The organism is Photobacterium arenosum (genome assembly GCF_014841115.1).
In the GTDB taxonomy this organism is placed as follows: domain Bacteria; phylum Pseudomonadota; class Gammaproteobacteria; order Enterobacterales; family Vibrionaceae; genus Photobacterium; species Photobacterium arenosum.
On record NZ_JACYTP010000001.1, the window covers coordinates 308247 to 327343 of the forward strand.

16 protein-coding genes are annotated in these 19097 nt (G+C 48.5%); 10 read left to right on the plus strand and 6 right to left on the minus strand.

Features of this window, described 5'->3' with window-relative positions; genetic code table 11:
- Positions 1 to 1182 carry an amino acid aminotransferase gene (locus tag IFO68_RS01415; RefSeq protein WP_192013992.1) on the minus strand — a complete coding sequence of 394 codons (1182 nt, stop codon included), beginning with the start codon at positions 1180 to 1182 and terminating at the stop codon, positions 1 to 3.
- Between the two features lie 235 nt (positions 1183 to 1417).
- Here IFO68_RS01415 and IFO68_RS01420 point away from each other — a divergent pair, with 235 nt between their 5' ends.
- Entirely contained in the window at positions 1418 to 1729 is a 312-nt protein-coding gene (locus IFO68_RS01420) for a DUF3081 family protein (RefSeq protein WP_027251070.1), read from the plus strand.
- A gap of 193 nt (positions 1730 to 1922) precedes the next feature.
- Entirely contained in the window at positions 1923 to 2135 is a 213-nt protein-coding gene (locus tag IFO68_RS01425) for a hypothetical protein (protein ID WP_192014560.1), read from the plus strand.
- A gap of 115 nt (positions 2136 to 2250) precedes the next feature.
- Here IFO68_RS01425 and gcvT read toward each other — a convergent pair whose 3' ends face one another.
- Positions 2251 to 3369: a glycine cleavage system aminomethyltransferase GcvT gene (gene gcvT / locus IFO68_RS01430; protein ID WP_192013993.1), complete on the minus strand. Its 1119-nt coding sequence runs from the start codon at positions 3367 to 3369 to the stop codon at positions 2251 to 2253.
- Between the two features lie 222 nt (positions 3370 to 3591).
- Positions 3592 to 4221, minus strand: coding sequence for a helix-turn-helix domain-containing protein (locus tag IFO68_RS01435; protein ID WP_192013995.1), 630 nt, complete (start codon positions 4219 to 4221; stop codon positions 3592 to 3594).
- A 571-nt stretch (positions 4222 to 4792) separates the two neighbouring features.
- On the opposite strand from IFO68_RS01435, the gene IFO68_RS01440 reads away from it, so the two are divergent.
- From IFO68_RS01440 to gcvP, 3 genes are all read left to right on the plus strand, one after another.
- The gene (locus IFO68_RS01440; RefSeq protein WP_192013997.1) at positions 4793 to 6088 is read left to right on the plus strand and encodes a serine hydroxymethyltransferase; all 1296 of its coding nucleotides are present in this window, start codon (positions 4793 to 4795) and stop codon (positions 6086 to 6088) included.
- A 100-nt stretch (positions 6089 to 6188) separates the two neighbouring features.
- The gene (gcvH, locus tag IFO68_RS01445; protein ID WP_192013999.1) at positions 6189 to 6563 is read left to right on the plus strand and encodes a glycine cleavage system protein GcvH; all 375 of its coding nucleotides are present in this window, start codon (positions 6189 to 6191) and stop codon (positions 6561 to 6563) included.
- Between the two features lie 107 nt (positions 6564 to 6670).
- Positions 6671 to 9553: an aminomethyl-transferring glycine dehydrogenase gene (gene gcvP, locus IFO68_RS01450; RefSeq protein ID WP_192014001.1), complete on the plus strand. Its 2883-nt coding sequence runs from the start codon at positions 6671 to 6673 to the stop codon at positions 9551 to 9553.
- A 100-nt stretch (positions 9554 to 9653) separates the two neighbouring features.
- On the opposite strand, the gene IFO68_RS01455 is transcribed toward gcvP, so the two are convergent.
- The gene (locus tag IFO68_RS01455) at positions 9654 to 10289 is read right to left on the minus strand and encodes a LysE family translocator (protein ID WP_192014003.1); all 636 of its coding nucleotides are present in this window, start codon (positions 10287 to 10289) and stop codon (positions 9654 to 9656) included.
- A 345-nt stretch (positions 10290 to 10634) separates the two neighbouring features.
- Between IFO68_RS01455 and IFO68_RS01460 the strand changes: the two genes are divergently transcribed.
- Positions 10635 to 11561 (plus strand): zinc dependent phospholipase C family protein, encoded by a 927-nt coding sequence (locus IFO68_RS01460; protein WP_192014005.1) that lies wholly within the window; start codon positions 10635 to 10637, stop codon positions 11559 to 11561.
- Positions 11558 to 11959, plus strand: coding sequence for a hypothetical protein (locus tag IFO68_RS01465; protein WP_192014007.1), 402 nt, complete (start codon positions 11558 to 11560; stop codon positions 11957 to 11959). Before IFO68_RS01460 ends, IFO68_RS01465 begins: the two co-directional genes overlap by 4 nt.
- Before the next feature lie 113 nt (positions 11960 to 12072).
- On the opposite strand, the gene IFO68_RS01470 is transcribed toward IFO68_RS01465, so the two are convergent.
- Together IFO68_RS01470 and IFO68_RS01475 are read right to left on the minus strand one after the other, a co-directional pair.
- Entirely contained in the window at positions 12073 to 13203 is a 1131-nt protein-coding gene (locus IFO68_RS01470) for an alpha/beta hydrolase (protein WP_192014009.1), read from the minus strand.
- Between the two features lie 83 nt (positions 13204 to 13286).
- Positions 13287 to 14321 carry a helix-turn-helix transcriptional regulator gene (locus IFO68_RS01475; RefSeq protein WP_192014011.1) on the minus strand — a complete coding sequence of 345 codons (1035 nt, stop codon included), beginning with the start codon at positions 14319 to 14321 and terminating at the stop codon, positions 13287 to 13289.
- 475 nt (positions 14322 to 14796) lie between these two features.
- Here IFO68_RS01475 and IFO68_RS01480 point away from each other — a divergent pair, with 475 nt between their 5' ends.
- The 3 genes from IFO68_RS01480 to IFO68_RS01490 are packed head-to-tail and all read left to right on the plus strand — an operon-like array spanning position 14797 to position 18750.
- The gene (locus IFO68_RS01480) at positions 14797 to 16038 is read left to right on the plus strand and encodes an ATP-grasp domain-containing protein (RefSeq protein ID WP_192014013.1); all 1242 of its coding nucleotides are present in this window, start codon (positions 14797 to 14799) and stop codon (positions 16036 to 16038) included.
- Entirely contained in the window at positions 16023 to 17234 is a 1212-nt protein-coding gene (locus tag IFO68_RS01485) for an MFS transporter (protein WP_192014014.1), read from the plus strand. Before IFO68_RS01480 ends, IFO68_RS01485 begins: the two co-directional genes overlap by 16 nt.
- 1 nt (position 17235) lies before the next feature.
- On the plus strand, positions 17236 to 18750 hold the full coding sequence (locus IFO68_RS01490; protein WP_192014016.1) for an FAD/NAD(P)-binding protein: 1515 nt from the start codon (positions 17236 to 17238) through the stop codon (positions 18748 to 18750).
- Positions 18751 to 19097 lie beyond the last annotated feature (347 nt).

Here is a 19097-nt window from a genome sequence, read left to right on the forward strand (position 1 = left end):
TCAGCGGCTGACACTCAGTAACGCTTTTGCCAGGTAATCCAGTTTCTGCTCCTGCAAACCCGCAATGTTAATCCGGCCGTCACCAACAGCATATATACCGAATTCATTACGTAACTGAATAATTTGCTCCTGACTTAAACCTGTGACGGAAAACATCCCTTTATGCTTTTCAATGAAATCAAACGCATCGGAGCCATTGTCCCGCACCGCCTGAGTTAAACCCGCACGCAGACGCCGCAGACGCTGGTTCATGTCCGTCAGCTCGCTTTTCCAGGTGGCGGTCAGAGAATCATCATTGAGGACAGTCGCCACCAGAGCTGCACCATGATCAGGTGGCATAGTATAAGAAGCACGCGCCAGCTGCAGAATTCTGCCCTTGGCCTTCTGAGCTTCTTTCAGGGAATCACTGATGATAATCGCCGCGCCTGTACGTTCACGGTACAAACCAAAATTCTTTGAGCAGGAAGTGGCAACAATCATTTCTTCCACATTGTCAGCCAGATGGCGTAAACCGGCAGCATCCTGCTCCAGCCCGTCACCAAATCCCTGATAAGCGATATCAACAAAAGGCAGGAAACCATTTTTATTTGCCAGCTCAGTGATTGCCTTCCAGTCATCAAATGAAATGTCCGCACCGGTCGGGTTATGGCAGCAACCATGCAGCAATACCACATCTTTAGGGCCGGCTTTCGCCAGCTCTGCCAGCATAGCTTCGCTGTTAACTTGTTTGGTTGCGGTATCGAAGTACGGATAGAACTTCACTTTCAGGCCAGCCGCTTCCATTACCGGTTTGTGGTTGACATAACTGGGGTTTGAAATCCACACGGTTGTGTCTGGTTGAGCCAGATACATCAGATCGGCCAGCATACGCAGTGCGCCACTGGCGCCCGGGGTCTGTACCGCAGCAGCACGCTGATAAGCAGAGGTATCTTTAATGAGTAAATCCATCATTGCCTGATTGAAGACTTCATCGCCCGCTAACCCAACATACGCTTTGGTTTTCTGTGTTTCCAACAGACGCTGCTCAGCCTGAAATACCGCCTGCATAATTGGCGTTTCACCTTGGCTGTTGCGGTATACACCGATGCCCAAATCCATCTTCTCAGAACGGGCATCCTCGCGGAACATTTGTGTCAGGGATAAAATTGGATCGAGTTGTGCTTCAGTAAGCTGCTTGAACATCTGTGAAATTCCGTTTTGTTATTGCGACTTTCCTCAAATTATCATGCACCTTATCGAAGGTCACTACCCCAGCTCAGAAATAGTCCTGCCAGTGTTTATCCAGATTAACAGCACCATGTAATGAAATTGTTACAACCTGAATTGATCTGGATTAATCAAACACCAATAAAGCTTGCAAGGGTTGACCAAGCACCTAAATTTAAAGCATGAGGGGTACATCCAACCGGAGGCCATCATGAAAAACAGCGTTGATGTTCGCGCCTTACTAACCGCCTATGAAAAGATAAAAACGCTGGGAACACCCGTCGAAAACGGCAAACAACTCGATGATATTACCTGTACAGAGAGTTACGACGGTTACAGCGTCAGCCTGTCAGACGGTAATGTCAGTGTTGATGTTAACTTTCACAACACTTATCACTTCCATACCCTGAATGAAGATCCAGACACAGTCATTAACCAGACAACGACAGATTTTCACCACAACAACGAAACCCAGATTCAGGCATTTTTGAATAAGTTGCACGATTTAAATACACGTTATTAATGTGTTACCTAAAGTCGCTCTGCCGGCTTTAGGTTTTACCTTTTCCTGACATTATCCCGCCACAGCTTGATTAAGCTGGAAACATAGACACAGTTGAAAGGTCTAGTTAACCGGAAAAGCTGTAACGAACTTTGTGCCCCATCCAGTAACAAAGTGCATCCACAGCGTTTTCTGTCAATGACTCACTAACCACATGTGGCGAACCAGTCATCACTCAAAACAAAAAAAAGAAAGAGAGAAAAGAATGAACGCTGAAATATTGAATAAGCAAGAACAGGAACGTGTGATTGCTGCTTTGAATGAATGTTACCGTCGATTGGAAGCTGCTGAACTGACCCCGCAGGAAATTTCGCAAGAGGGCTTCAGCCTGATGTTTACCTCAGCCTACAAAATGATTGATGGCTGAGATTGAGCGCTAAACGTCCTCAGTTCCCCCTGCTGATGTTTACGAAATGAAAAAAGGAGCGCATTGCGCTCCTTTTTTCATTTTTATCAACAGGCTTCACTGCTGACAGCAACCATTAACCACGGTAATAACGCTGTGGTACGAACGGCATTTTCTCCACTGTCATTGGCAGTTTCTTCCCGCGAACTTCAGCGAAAATCTCAGTACCAATCGTGGCGAGCTCAGTTTTTACATAAGCCATAGCAACCGGGGCTTCTTTCGTTGGCCCAAACGTACCGCTGGTCACAATGCCAATTTCGTTATCGTCAGCATCAAACAGCTTGCTGCCTTCACGTACTGGCGCTTTCGACTGACCAATCAAACCAACACGTTTGCGGGCTACATCTTTAGTCGCAATCTGATTCAGAATCAGTTCTGCGCCGGGGAATCCCCCCGCACGTTCACCATCAGCACGGCGAGGCTTACTGATACCCCATAACAAGCTGGCTTCTACCGGCGTAGTAGTGGTATCAATGTCATGGCCATACAGGCACAGGCCACACTCAAGGCGCAGTGAATCTCGTGCACCCAGACCAATCCACTCAACTTCTCCGTAGGCAAGCAATGTACGCGCCAGCTCTTCCGCCTTATCTGACGGCACGGAAATTTCGTAACCGTCTTCACCTGTGTATCCAGAACGGCTGATATAGCATTCTGCGCCCAGCAGTTCCAGTTTAGTGGCGTCCATAAACAGCATATCGCTGACGGCAGGATTCAGACGCGCCAGCACCTCGGCCGCTTTCGGACCTTGCAGAGCAAGCAACGCACGATCGTCAATAATTTCCAGCGTCACATCAGCAGGAAGGTGCGCCTGAATGTGTGTAATGTCTTGATCTTTACACGCCGCATTGACCACAACAAACAAATGATCACCGAAATTGGTCACCATCAGATCATCTAAAATGCCACCGTTTTCGTTAGTAAAGAAAGCATAACGCTGCTTGCCATCCGGCAGATCGATGATGTCGACAGGGACCAGTGTTTCCAGGGCTTTCGCCGCATTTTCGCCATGTAAACGCAGCTGACCCATGTGGGAAACATCAAACAAACCGGCTGATTCACGGCAATGGATATGCTCTTTACGCACGCCCAGCGCGTATTGCACTGGCATGTCGTAACCTGCAAACGGAACCATTTTGGCACCCATCTCAATGTGAAGGGCATGCAAAGGTGTAACAAGAAGATCCTGAGACATTGATATTTACTCCATTCACCGCACAGCGGCTGTTGCATCAATTTCTGTGGCAGATTGACTTAACCTGTCACGTGTAGATGTTGCTAGCAGGCAGATAAACTGTATCTCTGTTTCCAATAGTAGATAAAGTTTCTTATCTCTCAACCTAGCCGTTCTCAAAGTGCGACAGAGGCTGTGTTTCATCCCTCTGTCATTGTGTCTGTTACCGCGATAACGCGACGGTTATGACGCTGTCACCCAAAGAATAAGTGCGTCTTCATCACTGACCGAAACCAGCATGTGCCCCATGGTGGCATCGTAGTACACTGAATCACCTTCACTCAGGCGTACCGGTTCATAGAACTCAGAAAAAAAAGTAATTTTGCCGGACAGCACAAGTAAAAACTCTTCGCCGTCATGCCGGATCCAGTCGGAATAATCGTCAAAATGACGAGCACGAACCCGCGACTTAAAGGGCATCATTTTCTTATTGCGTAACTGGGTCGCCAGCAATTCATGCTCATAGGTCGTAGTGGGATGTGGCTTGCCTTCGCCCTGTCGAGTAATATCTCTCCGCCCGGTTGCAACCAGCTGCTTGGGCGGCGCAAACAATTGCGGAATATCTATCTGTAATCCGGTGGCCAATTTCTGCATCGCCTGGAAGGTCGGCGAGATTTGTTCATTCTCAATCTTAGACAAGGTTGAACGCGCCAAACCGGTACGCTTGCTGGCCTCTTCCAATGTCAGACCATGAGCCATACGTATGTCTTTCAACCGCTTGCCTAACTGCAACGGTTCAATATTCTCTGACTCCCGTTCCCTGGCGACAGTCAGTGATGGGTACGGATCCACTTGCTGTTCATCACTACTCATTTTGCCCTCCGAGGCACGTCTTTCAGTCATTCTTACACAAGCCGTTAACAAGTGGGAAGCCAGTCAAAGACAAAACCATGACCTATACAACATATTTGAAATAAAGTTTCCAATAGGAAACACAAGGTAAAGTCTGACGCTTTTCCTAATAACAGACACTCAGATTTTCCACCGCTGATATCATTACAATGACAACGTAAAAAGCAGCACAATCGGCCACTAGAGTGCATTACCACTGGTGTCAGCCACTAAAAAGAATTAGAGCTGACACACATTTCTGCCAGATAAATACCGAAAAGATGGTCCCTATCATAGAAATTTACATGACAAGAAGCAAACGTTTGCGTAAGATTGCGACCACTAAAATGAACAATAATCCACTATTGGAAATTCTGGTTTGATCCGTTATCAATAGAAACGTATGTAACGCACTTGTTAGGCAAATGCACTTCTGTGCTTCGCTTAAGCCAGGGAAGCGATAACAACGAGACATAACGACATATACCGCTCTGCGTACCGATATACCGAACAGCACGAACCGGTTCAGAGCGCGAATTGAGGATAACGTGAAATGAAAGCTTCATACCAAAACCACGACTTGGAAATGTTCTTCTCAACCAACCTTGCCGAGGTTGATGGCGCAGTGAATGCCGGTATTGCCGCAGAGCTGAACCGCCAGAATCAGCAAATTGAGCTGATTGCCTCTGAGAACATCGTCTCCAAAGCCGTCATGCAAGCTCAGGGCACCTGCCTGACCAACAAATACGCCGAAGGCTACGCAGGACGCCGTTACTACGGTGGCTGTGAGCATGTTGATGAAGTTGAGCGTATTGCCATTGCGCGCGCCAGACAGCTTTTCCAGTGTGAATACGTCAACGTTCAACCGCACTCGGGCGCACAGGCAAACGGCGCTGTCATGTTGGCACTGCTGCAGCCGGGCGATACCATTCTGGGGATGTCTCTGGATGCCGGCGGTCACCTGACTCACGGTGCGCGCCCTGCCCTGTCGGGCAAATGGTTCAACGCCGTTCAGTACGGCGTACGTCAGGGCAGTTGCGATATTGATTACGATCAGGTGCGCGAGCTGGCACTTGAGCACAAACCCAAAATGATCATTGCCGGCGGTTCTGCAATTCCGCGTCAGGTGGATTTCGAGAAATTCCGCGCCATTGCCGATGAAGTCGGAGCCTATCTGATGGTAGATATGGCGCACATCGCAGGCTTGATTGCAGCCGGTGAACACCCGTCACCCCTGCCGCACGCGCATGTTGTCACCACAACAACGCACAAAACACTGCGTGGCCCTCGTGGCGGTATGATTCTGACCAACCACGAAGACATTAATAAGAAGATCAATTCTGCCGTGTTCCCAGGCCTTCAGGGCGGCCCGCTGATGCATGTCATTGCCGGTAAAGCTGTTGCTCTGGGTGAAGCGCTGGAACCCGAATTCAAGCTGTACATCAAAAATGTGATCAACAATGCCAAGGTGCTGGCAGAGACGCTGCAGACACACGGTTGTGACATTGTCACCGGTGGTACTGATACCCATCTGATGCTGGTTGACCTGCGTCCGAAAGGTCTGAAGGGCAATCAGGTGGAAGAAGCACTGGAACGCGCCGGTATCACCTGTAATAAGAACGGTATCCCGTTTGATCCTGAAAAGCCGATGGTGACATCAGGTATCCGCCTCGGTACACCGGCTGGAACCAGCCGTGGCTTTGGCGAAGCCGAATTCAAGCAAATCGGTGAGTGGATCGGCGATGTGCTGGATGGCCTGGCAGCCAGTCCGGACAATAACAACGAAACAGAACAACGCGTGAAGCAGCAGGTACAGAAACTGTGCAGCCGCTTCCCGCTGTACCAGTAACTTCATTTTAATATGAAAGAAAATGGTCGGCAGGCAGTTTCGATTCCCGCCTGCCCTCACAAATAACAAAGATGCAGAAACATTGCGCGAGGAGATTTAAATGAGCAACCTAAAGTTTACTAAAAGCCACGAGTGGGTACGCGACAACGGCGACGGTACTATCACCATGGGTATCACTGACCACGCTCAGGGCCTGCTGGGTGACGTGGTTTTCGTAGACCTGCCAGACGTTGGCGACAGCACCGAAGCCGGTGAGTCTTTCTCTCTGGTTGAATCTGTGAAAGCGGCCTCTGACATCTATGCCCCGGTAACAGGCGAAATCGTTGAGATCAACGAAGAACTGAGTGACAGCCCGGAACTGATCAATGAAGCACCGTTCGAAGGCGGCTGGATTGCTAAAATCAAGATTGCTGACGTTGAAGAACTGAGCAAACTGATCGATGCTGACCAATATCAGGCGGCTATCGAAGAGTAATGGAACACCGCGGCTTTCAACACGAAAGCCGTTTTTCCACCCAAGAGAATTCTCGCCATTGCCCAGATATTCACTGGCAATGTGTAGTAACTGTTCAGGAAAGAACCATGACCGACATGAACCTTTTACATGCACTCAGTGACGACAAAGCTTTCGCTGCCCGTCACAACGGCCCAAATGACGCACAGCAGACAAAAATGCTGCAGACCATTGGCGCCGACAGCATCGACAAGTTGATTGAAGAAACTGTACCGGCTTCCATCCGTCTGAAAGAGGCGATGAAGCTGGATCAGCCGCAAAGCGAAGCAGACATGCTGTCTGCGCTGAAGACTGTTGCCCGTAAGAACGTCATCAACCGCAGTTTCATCGGTCAGGGTTACTACAACACCTTAACGCCGAATGTCATTCTGCGTAACGTGCTGGAAAATCCGGGCTGGTATACGGCTTACACACCGTATCAGCCAGAAATTTCTCAGGGCCGCCTGGAATCACTGCTGAACTACCAGCAGATGATCATGGATCTGACCGGCATGGAACTGGCGAATGCCTCCCTGCTGGACGAAGCCACTGCAGCCGCAGAAGCCATGACCCTGTGTCAGCGTGCCAGCAAGAGCAAGAGCAAAGCCTTCTTCATCTCTACCGACCTGCACCCGCAAACCATCGACGTGGTCGTGACCCGTGCAGAATACATAGGTATTGAGATCATCCGTGGCAAAGCTGAAGAGCTGGACAACCACGACGTATTCGGTGCGCTGGTTCAATACCCGGGCACAACAGGTGCTATTACCGATCTGACTGACATCATTGAAAAAGCACACGCCAAGAAAACACTGGTTGCGGTTGCTTCCGATCTGCTGGCGCTGACTATCCTGAAAGCGCCGGGCGAAATGGGTGCTGACGTTGTTATCGGTAGTGCACAACGCTTCGGCGTACCAATGGGCTTTGGTGGTCCGCATGCCGGTTTCATGGCAACCAAAGATCAGCACAAACGTACCATGCCAGGCCGTGTCATCGGTGTTTCAAAAGATGCCAAAGGCAATCAGGCGCTGCGGATGGCAATGCAGACACGTGAGCAGCATATCCGCCGCGAAAAAGCGACTTCTAACATCTGTACCGCTCAGGCGCTGCTGGCCAATATGGCAGCCTTCTATGCGCTGTACCATGGCCCGGAAGGTCTGCGTAAAATCGGTCGCCGCGTTCATCACCTGACGGCAATTCTGGCTGCTGGTCTGCGTAACGCTGGTCTGGAACTGGTTAACGATACCTTCTTCGATACTGTGACCATCAACTCAGGCAAACAAACCGACGCTATCTACAAGAAAGCACTGGCTGCCGGTATCAATCTGCGCCAATACAACGACAAACTGGGTGTCAGTCTGGATGAAACCACCAAAGTCACTGACGTCGAAGAACTGCTGGAGGTCTTCACCGGTCAGGCACTGAAAGCCACTGCTTTCACAGACGATATTGCCGCTGACGAATTTGCCGCTATTCCGCAAAGCTGTCGCCGCACCACAGAGTTCCTGACTCACCCTGTGTTTAACCAGTACCACAGTGAAACGCAAATGATGCGTTACATGAAGAAACTGGAAAACAAAGACTATTCTCTGACCCACGGTATGATCCCGCTGGGCAGCTGCACCATGAAGCTCAATGCCGCAGCAGAAATGATCCCTGTTACCTGGCCTGAATTTGGCGGCTTGCACCCGTTTGCACCGGCCGATCAGACTCAGGGTTATCAGGAACTGGCGAGCAAGCTGTCTGAAATGCTGTGTGAAATCACCGGCTACGATGCCTTCTCCCTGCAGCCTAACTCTGGCGCACAGGGTGAATACGCCGGTCTTATTGCCATTCAACGCTACCATGCTGCCAATGGCGACAGCCACCGTAACGTGTGTCTGATTCCAAGTTCGGCGCACGGTACTAACCCGGCTTCTGCTGCCATGGTGTCGATGAAAGTTGTGGTGGTTGGCTGTGATGCCAACGGCAACATCGATGTCGAAGATCTGAAAGCGAAAATTGAAAAACACCGCGACAATCTGTCGTGCATCATGATTACTTACCCGTCGACGCACGGTGTGTATGAAGAAGCGGTGCGCGAAGTGTGCGAACTGGTTCACGCCGCAGGCGGTCAGGTGTATCTGGACGGTGCCAATATGAACGCACAGGTTGGCCTGACCAACCCTGGCTTTATCGGTTCGGACGTTTCTCACCTGAACCTGCACAAAACCTTCTGTATCCCGCATGGCGGCGGTGGTCCGGGCATGGGACCTATCGGTGTGAAATCACACCTGGCACCATTCCTGCCAGGCCACGTTGAATCAGTGAAAGCAACCGAAGGTGCTCAGTACGCCGTTTCTGCTGCCGAGCTGGGTTCAGCGTCTATCCTGCCTATCTCATATGCCTACATCGCGATGATGGGATCGGAAGGACTGACTCAGGCTACTAAGCTGGCCATTCTGAACGCTAACTACGTGATGGAACGCCTGCGTGATCACTACCCTGTGCTGTACCGCGGTACTCAAGGCCGTATTGCACACGAATGCATTATCGACATCCGTCCGCTGAAAGAAGCCTCTGGTATCTCGGAAGAAGACGTCGCGAAGCGTTTGATGGACTATGGTTTCCACGCGCCGACCATGTCTTTCCCAGTCGCCGGCACCCTGATGATTGAACCGACCGAGTCGGAAGATCTGACCGAGCTGGATCGCTTCTGTGACGCCATGATTGCCATCCGTCAGGAAATCGCCCGTGTTCAGGCTGGTGAGTGGACGCTGGAAGACAACCCGCTGGTCAATGCACCGCATACTCAGGTTGATCTGATGGATGCCGAATGGATCCACGCTTACAGCCGCGAGCTGGCTTGCTACCCATCCGCGCACAGTAAAGGCGCCAAATACTGGCCAACCGTCAACCGTGTCGATAACGTCTTCGGTGACCGTAACCTGATCTGTTCTTGCCCTGGCATTGAGAACTACATCGAGGATTGATCAATCCTGATGACGAAGTAAAACGAAGCGAGGCTTATGGCCTCGCTTTTTTGTTTATAACCCTCAGAAAGATTCTTCACGCTTCTCTGCTTCATACCGGTTAGCTTTGTGAAGTGAGCAACAACCTGATCCCAAACACACCAAATAAGCTAGCGGTGACTCTGGACAGCCACTTCTTAGTCGTGATGCTAACGGACAATTTATTGCTGAGTGAAGACGATGCCCAGGCAATCAGATGGCACCATAACATGCCGTTCACGTTAAAAATTAGTCCCAGCACAATGAATGCCAATGCCTTATTATCGCTGGATGCAGAGATGAACTGCGGCATAAATGCCAGAAAGAAAACAGCAATTTTGGGGTTAAACAGGTTGGTGATGAATCCCTGATAGTAAATGCGCTTTAGCGATGCCTGTGGCTTTTGCATTACCTCAGTGTTGCCGGCCGCACTGCTGCTTCTGAACATACTGATTGCCATATAAATAAGGTATGCCCCACCCAGCACCTTAACCACAGTAAACGCGGTCGCAGAGGTGGCCAGCACAGCCGACAAACCCAGGGCGGCGGCGATAATGTGGATCAGCGTCCCGGAACCAATCCCGAGCGCAGCTGCAGAGCCCGCTTTAAATCCCTGTGTCGCGGCGCGCCCTGCAATAAGCAACGAATCAGGTCCGGGAATCAGATTCAGTAACAAGCCGGAGACAACAAACAGCCATACATTTTCAATACCCAACACTTTCTCTTCTCTCCTTGCTTTGCGCCAGGGAAGCTCACCTCAGTGACCTGGCTTAATCGCTGCAAATCACTGACCCAATTGAAAAACATCTTGCATCACTGACAAAAGCAGCAAACTGGTTAGTTGACGCACAATATACGTAAATCAAAACATAGAAAAAAGCAGAATAAACAGAAGCGCGCATTTAAAAAAGGTGTGGTTCGCGGTGTTATCGCTTTAGCATTAAGAAAAACGGCATTCTGACGATGATCGTGACATAAAAATACTGTCATTATAGGAAACAGATCGCATAATTATTCATTCACACCGTCTACAATCTCTCCAGCCATATGAATGGAGAAGATTATGCCTGGTGCATTTGCTCATATATCAGCAGTCAATAAAGCCTCTGAGAATACTGCGCTCAGAAAGCTGAACGTTCCGAAACACGTGAAGAAAACGCTGTCTCAATACAAAGCGTTTTTAGAATTTGGGTGTGTCAGCCCAGATTACCCCTACCTTGCAGTCGGAAATCATGCTCAAAATAAATGGGCAGATGAGATGCACTACAACAAGGTAGGTAAATTCATTGCTACCCTGATTGATCTCACCAAAAGACTGGACGAGCGCAACCAAGAAAAAGCATTTGCTTGGTTATGTGGATTTATTGCTCATGTCGCTGCGGATATCACCATCCACCCGGTTGTTGAGCTGAAGGTTGGCCCTTACAGTGAGAACGCCAAAGATCACCGGATATGCGAAATGCATCAGGATACTTATATTTGGTATAAGGTCATGAATTTAGGGAACATTGGCCTCGCAGACCGAGTGAAAGAAAATATTGGTAGCTGCGTGGATGATAGCAATGAAGATTCCATCGATCTGATCATTCATGATGTCTGGCAGACTGCCCTGGTCGCGGTTTACCCTCACTACGCTCAAGAGTGTCCACCAGACATTAACCGCTGGCATCACGGTTTTCAATTCGTGGTTAATAACGCAGAAGAATCCCACAAACTTTTTGCCTGGGCTCGACATGTTGCCTCTTCGCAAGGCCTGACTTACCCGCTTTCAGAAGAAGTAAATCGTGAATTCATCGCAGAATTACAAACCCCGCATGGCATCCAACACTATGACGAGGTATTTGAGCGGGCCGTGTCGACCATCCAATTGTTTTGGGAGAAAACGGCTGAGGCTGTCTTTAAAAATGGGCCCACAGACTTCTTTAAGGACTGGAACCTTGATACTGGCCAATGTGAAAACGGTGTATTAACCGCATGGGAAAAATTATGAAACTGTTAATCAAGCTCGCTTTGTTGATGGCAATAACGTCATGCTCCGCTCAGGCAGAGTATTCCGACGAAGCAATGTACGACCTGGCGTCAATCCTAAAAGATGTCGCGCAAGCAGTAGATGGAGAAATTAAGTTTGGCGAAATAAACAATCTGGCGGATGAACAAATCATCGCAAACGCCATGTCTTCAGCACCCGACAAACTGGCTAAACTCAACGAGTATCAGATGATATTAGACATTCAGGGCGATCATGCCGTGATGTTGTTGTGCGACGGTGATGTGGCATTGATGGAAGATGCCGGCTGCAACGCTGCTTTTGACAATCGTTACTGGCATCAGCCTCAGCACAACACATGTAAAGTTTCACTCAATGCCAGTTCTGTCTGCACAGAGTAGATGCCCCTGAACGTGTCTCTCCGGCGCACGACCGGAAGTGAATACCATCAGAAACCGCCCAACGGTGAGCGGTTCTGATGTGGCTTCTTTTATAACACCACTGACTTCCGTGCTTATTTTACTTGAATCGTTACAGCATCAGACTCCGGCCATTCAATCTCGGTATCATTCAGATAACGGTCAAAGAAAGTCCCCACACTTTGTTTCACAATCGCGTGCATCAGATCGCCCTCAATTCCTGATCGATAGCCAACCACCCAGCGGTTTTGATCCATAAAATCCCGGTGATTCGTATTGGCGACAGTCAGCAGGTATGTCTCATGTCCATTGTCTTCAAACGCCTGAGCAAGCACTTGTTTTGGGGTTTGCAACAGCAATAAAGGTTTATTGAGTGGCTGTGTACGAACATCCCCCAGCAGCAGACCATCCATGTTGACACTGGCCACACAGTCCGGCATTTCGGCGCAGCTGTTCATGGCAGCCGATCCGCCCAGACTGTAACCCAGAGTCCCGATACGGCTTTCATCCAACTGATCATCAAACCGTTCAGTATGTCTGGACAACCACTGATAGACAGAGATAACGTCATGTGTAATCTGCGGTGCAACAACCTGATCAAAATACGCAAAGCCTTTATCCGTTCCCACGTCTTTAGCATCAGAGGGCAAATAAGTGCCCTCTGAGCTGCCATCCTGAAAACTGGCGACTCCCGAAATGTAGGTATGATTAATGGATACAACAACATAACCACGACTGGCGAGATCTTCCAAAAGCTCAGTGTTATCAACCTCAAATAAAAACGCGCCATGAGAATAGAAGAGTATCGGCCAGCCACTTCCCGATGCCGCCGGTGCAATCGCAACATTAGCTTGCGACCAGGAAGCGAGTTCGTCCAATTTAAATTGGTTGGGATGAACAGGCACGTCTTTCGGCCGTACCCGGTCAAGGTAGCCGACCTGATGGCCCCATCTATCGAAGTAAGATTGATATGTTCCGTTTTCTTGTTTCGTTGGGTAATACACTTTGATGGGCAGGCGACGCGTTTGATTCGGGATCGGGCTCATACTGTCCAATCCGGCATCCAACACATCACAGGCTGCCACCCCGACCCGATAAGGACCATCTGGCGCAGGATAAACATGAGTATACGCCGTATTTTTACTGTCATTATCGTCTGAATTACAACCCGTCAGCCCCGCTAACACAGTAATAAAGCCTGTCTTGCAAAGTAGTTTTAACATCATGACTTTCTCCTTTTTCTGGACCTCCAGAATAAGAAGATTGGAGAATAAAGCGTCCGGATACGGGAATCAGACGTCCGAATTGGCTAATTCGCACCTTTAAGCCGAGTCCTGTACTGCGATGGCGTACACTGCTGATATTTTCTAAATGCCGCGTTAAATGTAGATTTCGAGTTAAAACCAGATTCAAATGCCAGTTCCAGCACTGCGCTTGAAGGGCGTTTTTCCATCAGTGCACAAACATGTGTAATACGTCGCTGGTTGACCAGATCATAAAACTTGATCCCCATTGTCTGATTCAACACCTGTGTCAGCAAATAAGGTTTCACACCCATTTCCCCGGCCAACGACGACAGGCTTATCTCCGGCTTCAGATAGTAGTGTTTTTCATCCATCAGCATCAGGACCGTCTGACTCAGGGCCGCCATTACACCATCAGGTTGGCTATCCGCTTCCTCGTCAGGCAATTCCACCATCACGTCAAAATTCATCAGCTTTGGTTGGATAAGCAGGCAACAGGTAATGACGAACAGAAGCAAAGACACTGTCAGATAAGGTAAAGGCAAATGCGTATCCAATATAACCTGTGGTATCACCATGACCAGAGCCAAAATCAGACTGGCGCATATCCCCCACAACACAAGCAAATTTGCGTTGGATAGCTTAGCCTGAAACAGTGGTTGCCGTGACTGATAACGCCACACAAACCGGATACTTGCCAGGCAATAGCCCAGGTAGAAAACAATCAGCAGGATGCCAGAGAAATGATGCCTAGCCGTGAGCACAGTCTCACCTGGCGCAAAAAGCAAGTCCGCACATAACAAGCTAAGCGCAGCTAGCGGTAACAAATGCACCGTATCCCGGCGAGTGAGCGGTCTTTGGGTTAAACACAGACGAATAAAAAGGAAAAACAGCACTGGATAGAGCAGCGGCCACATCATATTCATGCGGGATGTCAGCCAGATTTGATGCCAGGCAAGGTTTAGAGAAAGATCCAGCGCAAAGCAAAAATGGATGCCCGCCAGCAACCAAAACACATGCTGCTCTTTACTTTTCATTGCTAAATAAACGCCGAGCACAATACTCTGAATAATTCCTGCCAGCAGAATCGATGCTACCATGACACTCTCACTTCACTTTATCCATTCTCTATTTTGTTATGAATAAAATATCATGAATCATCAATGACCTACACGTAGAAAATCAGTAGTGGCACATATACCTATGATTAATGGTAATCACTCTGTCAACCCACTTTTACATTGGCCTTAACAGCAATTATTTGCTCTCTCACACTGTAACCTGTGAGTCCAGGGAGTAAATAACCCCACCATTGAGAAAGAGCAAAATCATCAGTTCAGAGACACCAATCCACCAATAAACACGGTCAACCTTTCATGTAAGCTGATCATGATCACACGGTTGCATATATAAGTACCGCAGTGATTCCATTTCAGCGTTGAATGAGCAAGTATCCCTGCTGAGCATACAGATTGATGAACCACAGAAATATTATTTATTGGTTATTGAATCTATTTGATTGCTATAAATGAAAACAATTAAATCAACAAACAGGTGATGCAACAGAGGATTGTTATGTCGGCTCTCATTTTATCCAGTAAAAAATTTATATTGTCTATTCAGCGCCGCATCCGGGAAACGTATTTTCAGGGTGACAGCATCTTAATCACAGAACAGTTATCTGCAGAAAACAGAAGTGAACTGACATCTCAATTTGGTGTGATCATCGAATTGGATCACTATTTTTCCCATCCAGCGACTGCGCTTTTACAGCAATTAACCGATAATGGGGTGCTGCCTGTTATTGAAACTGTCATCGCCTTATCCGAAGGAGACATACTCAGAGCAGCACACATCCGCGAAATTCTTGATATTCCCGGACAGCGTTTTGACCAAGCCATACTGTTCAGAGATAAAATCCTGATGAAACAGCACGCCGCCCGTTATGGCGTGGTCACCGCAATGCCACAGGATGCCAATCAGGTTGCCAATTGGCAGTCGTTACCTTACCCGGTCGTGATAAAGCCGAAATCTGGCCGCGGCTCCCAGCAAACGCTCAAAGTCACCTCTTGCGAACATTGGGCTGAAATCGGTACTGAAATTGACCCTACGGATATGATCATTGAACCCTTCATTGAAGGGGAAGTCTTTCACGTCGACGGTCTGGTAGTAAACGGAAAAATGTCTGTATGCAGCCCTGCCAAATATGTGGGGAACTGTATGGATTTCGTTGGTGGACAAAGCCTCGGCTCGTACACTCTGTCTGAATCAAACCCTCTTTATCGCCCTTTGACTGAATTCAGCAGATATTTACTCGAACATGTCTTCCCAACTCCTGAGCACTCCCTATTCCATATTGAATGCTTCGTGGGAAACAATCAGCAAATCACCCTGTGTGAGATTGCCTGCCGGTTAGGAGGTAACGATCTTGTCACTGAAGTTGAACTGGCTTACGGCGTGAATGTCGTTGAAGCCTATTTGCATGCCGAATTCCACTCAGAGTCACTTTGCCCACAAGCCATGGTTCCGGGGCAGCTCGGAGGCCGATTCCAGCTTCCGCCACAGACAGGCCGTTTGATCTGTTCCGGACATCCCCCCTTCAGACATGAGGGTATCGTCAGATTTCAATCCAGAGCAGTTTCCGGACTGCACTACAATGCCATGACTATGTCAAACGATGCTCTGATTCACGTAATTGTCAAAGCTGATAGCGAAGCACGTATGGAAAAGATTTTCCGCGACATTGCGCAATGGGCTGCCAGCGAATTCATCTGGTCTACAGAGACTGAGGAGGTGACATCATGCATGCAGAGTTAATTGCTGTGGCAAGAAATCCGAAGTACCGCCATTTCTGGCTGGCGAACATCATGAGTAACGGCGCAATTTGGATTCAGAATACAACGTCTTCAATCGCTTTAACGCATTTGTCGACCTCCCCTGCCGTCAACTCGCTGGTACAGGTCGCAGCAACCTTACCCTTCTTGTTGTTTGGCATTCTGGCGGGTCAGATTGGCGACAGATTCAGCAAACCTCTGGTTCTGACTGTCGCTCAGCTCAGCCTTGGACTGGTTTCGTTAACCCTAGCAGCCGCAACCTGGCAGGGGCTGCTTTCCCCGGCATTGCTGGTTGGGGTTACAGCTGCATTCTCTGTCGCAACCGTCTTCCGCATGCCCGTTGCACAGGCAGGCATTGCGCTGACCGTGCCCGGCGACCAGATCAGACATGCGGCTGTCCTCAACAATCTGGGTTTCAATATTGCCCGTGCTGTCGGCCCTGCCGTTGCAGGAACATTGCTGCTTGTACTGGCTTACTATCAGGTTTACTTAGTCACGGCGGCTATGCTGCTTGCCGTTTCAGCCTATTTTTTCCGGGGGTTTTACAACGAACGGACAACCAGTACCGACCAGCCAGCTTTTGTATCCATACGTAATGCGTGGCAACAAATTTCTGCCTCCGGACTGTTTCGCCGCTGCACATTCGATGCCTGCGTTTTGTTCTTTGCTGGCAGTGTGATCTGGTCAATGATGCCTTATATCGCCAAGTATCACTTAAACCAGAGCACGGCCGGACAAGGCACCTTAATGGGAGCCACAGGTCTGGGTGCACTGTTAACGGTTATTGTATTACCGGCTGTGCTGAAACTTCGCCACAATCACCAGGGTTACTGGTTGTGTTATAGCCTGATGATCTCGTCGATTGCCACCATCTGGCTAAGCAGTAATCTGACTGTCATTTTCGCTGCTCTCATGGTTTTTGGGCTGAGTTGGAGCATGGCAGTCACCTTGCTCAATGGTGAGATTCAATCTTCTTTTCCACGGCAAATCCTCTCGCGTGTTATCGCGATATACCTGATTGTCATGTATCTGGCTCAGGCAACCGGTTCGTTCTGGGCTGGCCTTATCAGTCAGTTCTTTGATACCGATACGGCCTTGCTTTTCTCGGTTGCTGTTTTAGTGCTGGGGCTGGGGTTACGAAGCTTACTTTTTACTTCCACTGATGCATGTGAGGAATAGAATGATGAAACGAATCACCTTAACCCTTGTCGGCGGCGGAGCGTCATCACTGGCCTTTCTTGATGCTTTTACTCGTCACTGGAACTGTCAACCCAATCAGGATGTTGTGATTTTTGTCGTTGAGAAAAAAAGTGTCTGGGGTGTGGGTAATGCTTATACAGAGGATAGTCATTCCAACCTTCTTAATACACAGGCAGGTGTGATTTCCGGACTGCCCGATCTACCCGGTGACTTCATGCACTGGCTCAAAGCGCACGAGTCAAAATGGCAACCGGATTATCCAGATTTCACCATTGAATCATCCAGCTATGCTCCCAGAGCGTTATTTGGCCGCTATATGCAAGATCGGTTTTACCGGGTTATCCGGCAAGCGGCCGAAAAAAACATCTTCATTTTGACGGTTGCAGCAGCCGTTTCCTCCATTGAGGTTTGTTCCGACTCTACCGGATATAGCATTTCCACAGAGTGCGGACATCAATTAAACAGTGATGCTGTGATTCTTGCTTGCGGCACACATAATAAAATCATGGAGCATAAACAGCACTCAGCGAAAGTCTTTACAAGCCCGTATCCCGTGCGTTCAGTGACCCGTGCCATTGACCTTAATGATGATGTTGTCATCGTCGGCGCCCGGCTCAGCGCTATCGACGTCGCCATTGGACTACTTGAACGCGGCCATAAAGGAAAGATCCAGTTCCGATCACGAGGTGGTTTTTTCCCAAGTGTTCGGGGAACGCAAGGGACACATCGAAATCGATTTTTATCCCCGGGATATATTGAGCAGAACTTCGGAACATTAACGCTTGCTGATTTAGCTCGGTTATTCCAGCAAGAACTCAACCACTACCGAAAACATAATGAAGATACACTGGAATCGCTGCAGTTCCCTACACCACCAGTGGCCAATTTTCACCACTTTCTCAGCACAGAAATTGAACTCGCCAACGGGCCAAGAGGCTGGCAAGCGATTCTTTACAGCGCCAATGCTGCATTAGATATTATCTGGCGCAAACTGATCGAGGAAGATAAACAGCGTTTCTTCACTGATAGCTGGTCTAATGCCATGGCACTACGGGTATCTATTCCGAAAGAGAATGCAATAAAATTGTTGAACGCTGTTAAGTCCGGGCAATTAAGCTATCAGGTTGGCGTCGCGACTAATCCACAGACTGATGCCATTGTGTATGCAACCGGGAACGCACGGGATCTGACTCAGGCAGACTCCCCGCTATTACATCACCTTTTTAACTCTGGACTTGCCGCCAGCCATCCCCATGGCGGGTTACAAATACTCAATAAAACCTATCAGGTTCTTGATAACAGAGGATTCGCACATGCCAACATTTTTGCCTTGGGTGAAATCACTAACGGCAACTTCTTATTTACCAGCGCTCTGGATCTAATTGTTGAACATGGATCACGATGCGCCACTTCTGTGATTGCTTCACTAACGCAACCTGAACCGCCTGTAGAAGAACTCCCCAGGAAACAGGAAATCAGCAATAAAGTATGCTGAAACCGTTTATTCAGCGATAGAACACACATGAACACTGTCTTTGACTTCCAAAGCTGGATGAGTGGCCTTCGCGACAAATCCTTTCATTGAAAAAACAGGCGGCTTGAAAAAAGCCGCCTGTGAATCACAATTTTCAATACTCAAATGTTAATACCACTCAATGTGGCATTAACATTCACGACTCAACAGTTATTGAAATAAGAGAAATTCTTCTGCAAAACTGATTTATATTTATTAACCCACCTTGCCAAGATAGTTAATTTACATCCTTTCCAAAAAAGCCATTAAAAATAAAATATTACCATTACTTAATCTTGCTCCTAAAAAGTTTAATAAATAACTGAGCT

Coding starts and splice junctions, on each gene's coding strand:
- gcvT (WP_192013993.1), bottom strand. CDS start 3,369: ATGTCTCAGGATCTTCTTGTTACACCTTTGCATGCCCTTCACATTGAG.
- IFO68_RS01470 (WP_192014009.1), bottom strand. CDS start 13,203: ATGATGTTAAAACTACTTTGCAAGACAGGCTTTATTACTGTGTTAGCG.
- IFO68_RS01475 (WP_192014011.1), bottom strand. CDS start 14,321: ATGGTAGCATCGATTCTGCTGGCAGGAATTATTCAGAGTATTGTGCTC.
- IFO68_RS01440 (WP_192013997.1), top strand. CDS start 4,793: ATGAAAGCTTCATACCAAAACCACGACTTGGAAATGTTCTTCTCAACC.
- IFO68_RS01420 (WP_027251070.1), top strand. CDS start 1,418: ATGAAAAACAGCGTTGATGTTCGCGCCTTACTAACCGCCTATGAAAAG.
- IFO68_RS01490 (WP_192014016.1), top strand. CDS start 17,236: ATGATGAAACGAATCACCTTAACCCTTGTCGGCGGCGGAGCGTCATCA.
- IFO68_RS01465 (WP_192014007.1), top strand. CDS start 11,558: ATGAAACTGTTAATCAAGCTCGCTTTGTTGATGGCAATAACGTCATGC.
- IFO68_RS01460 (WP_192014005.1), top strand. CDS start 10,635: ATGCCTGGTGCATTTGCTCATATATCAGCAGTCAATAAAGCCTCTGAG.
- IFO68_RS01435 (WP_192013995.1), bottom strand. CDS start 4,221: ATGAGTAGTGATGAACAGCAAGTGGATCCGTACCCATCACTGACTGTC.
- IFO68_RS01485 (WP_192014014.1), top strand. CDS start 16,023: ATGCATGCAGAGTTAATTGCTGTGGCAAGAAATCCGAAGTACCGCCAT.
- gcvP (WP_192014001.1), top strand. CDS start 6,671: ATGACCGACATGAACCTTTTACATGCACTCAGTGACGACAAAGCTTTC.
- IFO68_RS01425 (WP_192014560.1), top strand. CDS start 1,923: ATGTGGCGAACCAGTCATCACTCAAAACAAAAAAAAGAAAGAGAGAAA.
- IFO68_RS01480 (WP_192014013.1), top strand. CDS start 14,797: ATGTCGGCTCTCATTTTATCCAGTAAAAAATTTATATTGTCTATTCAG.
- gcvH (WP_192013999.1), top strand. CDS start 6,189: ATGAGCAACCTAAAGTTTACTAAAAGCCACGAGTGGGTACGCGACAAC.
- IFO68_RS01415 (WP_192013992.1), bottom strand. CDS start 1,182: ATGTTCAAGCAGCTTACTGAAGCACAACTCGATCCAATTTTATCCCTG.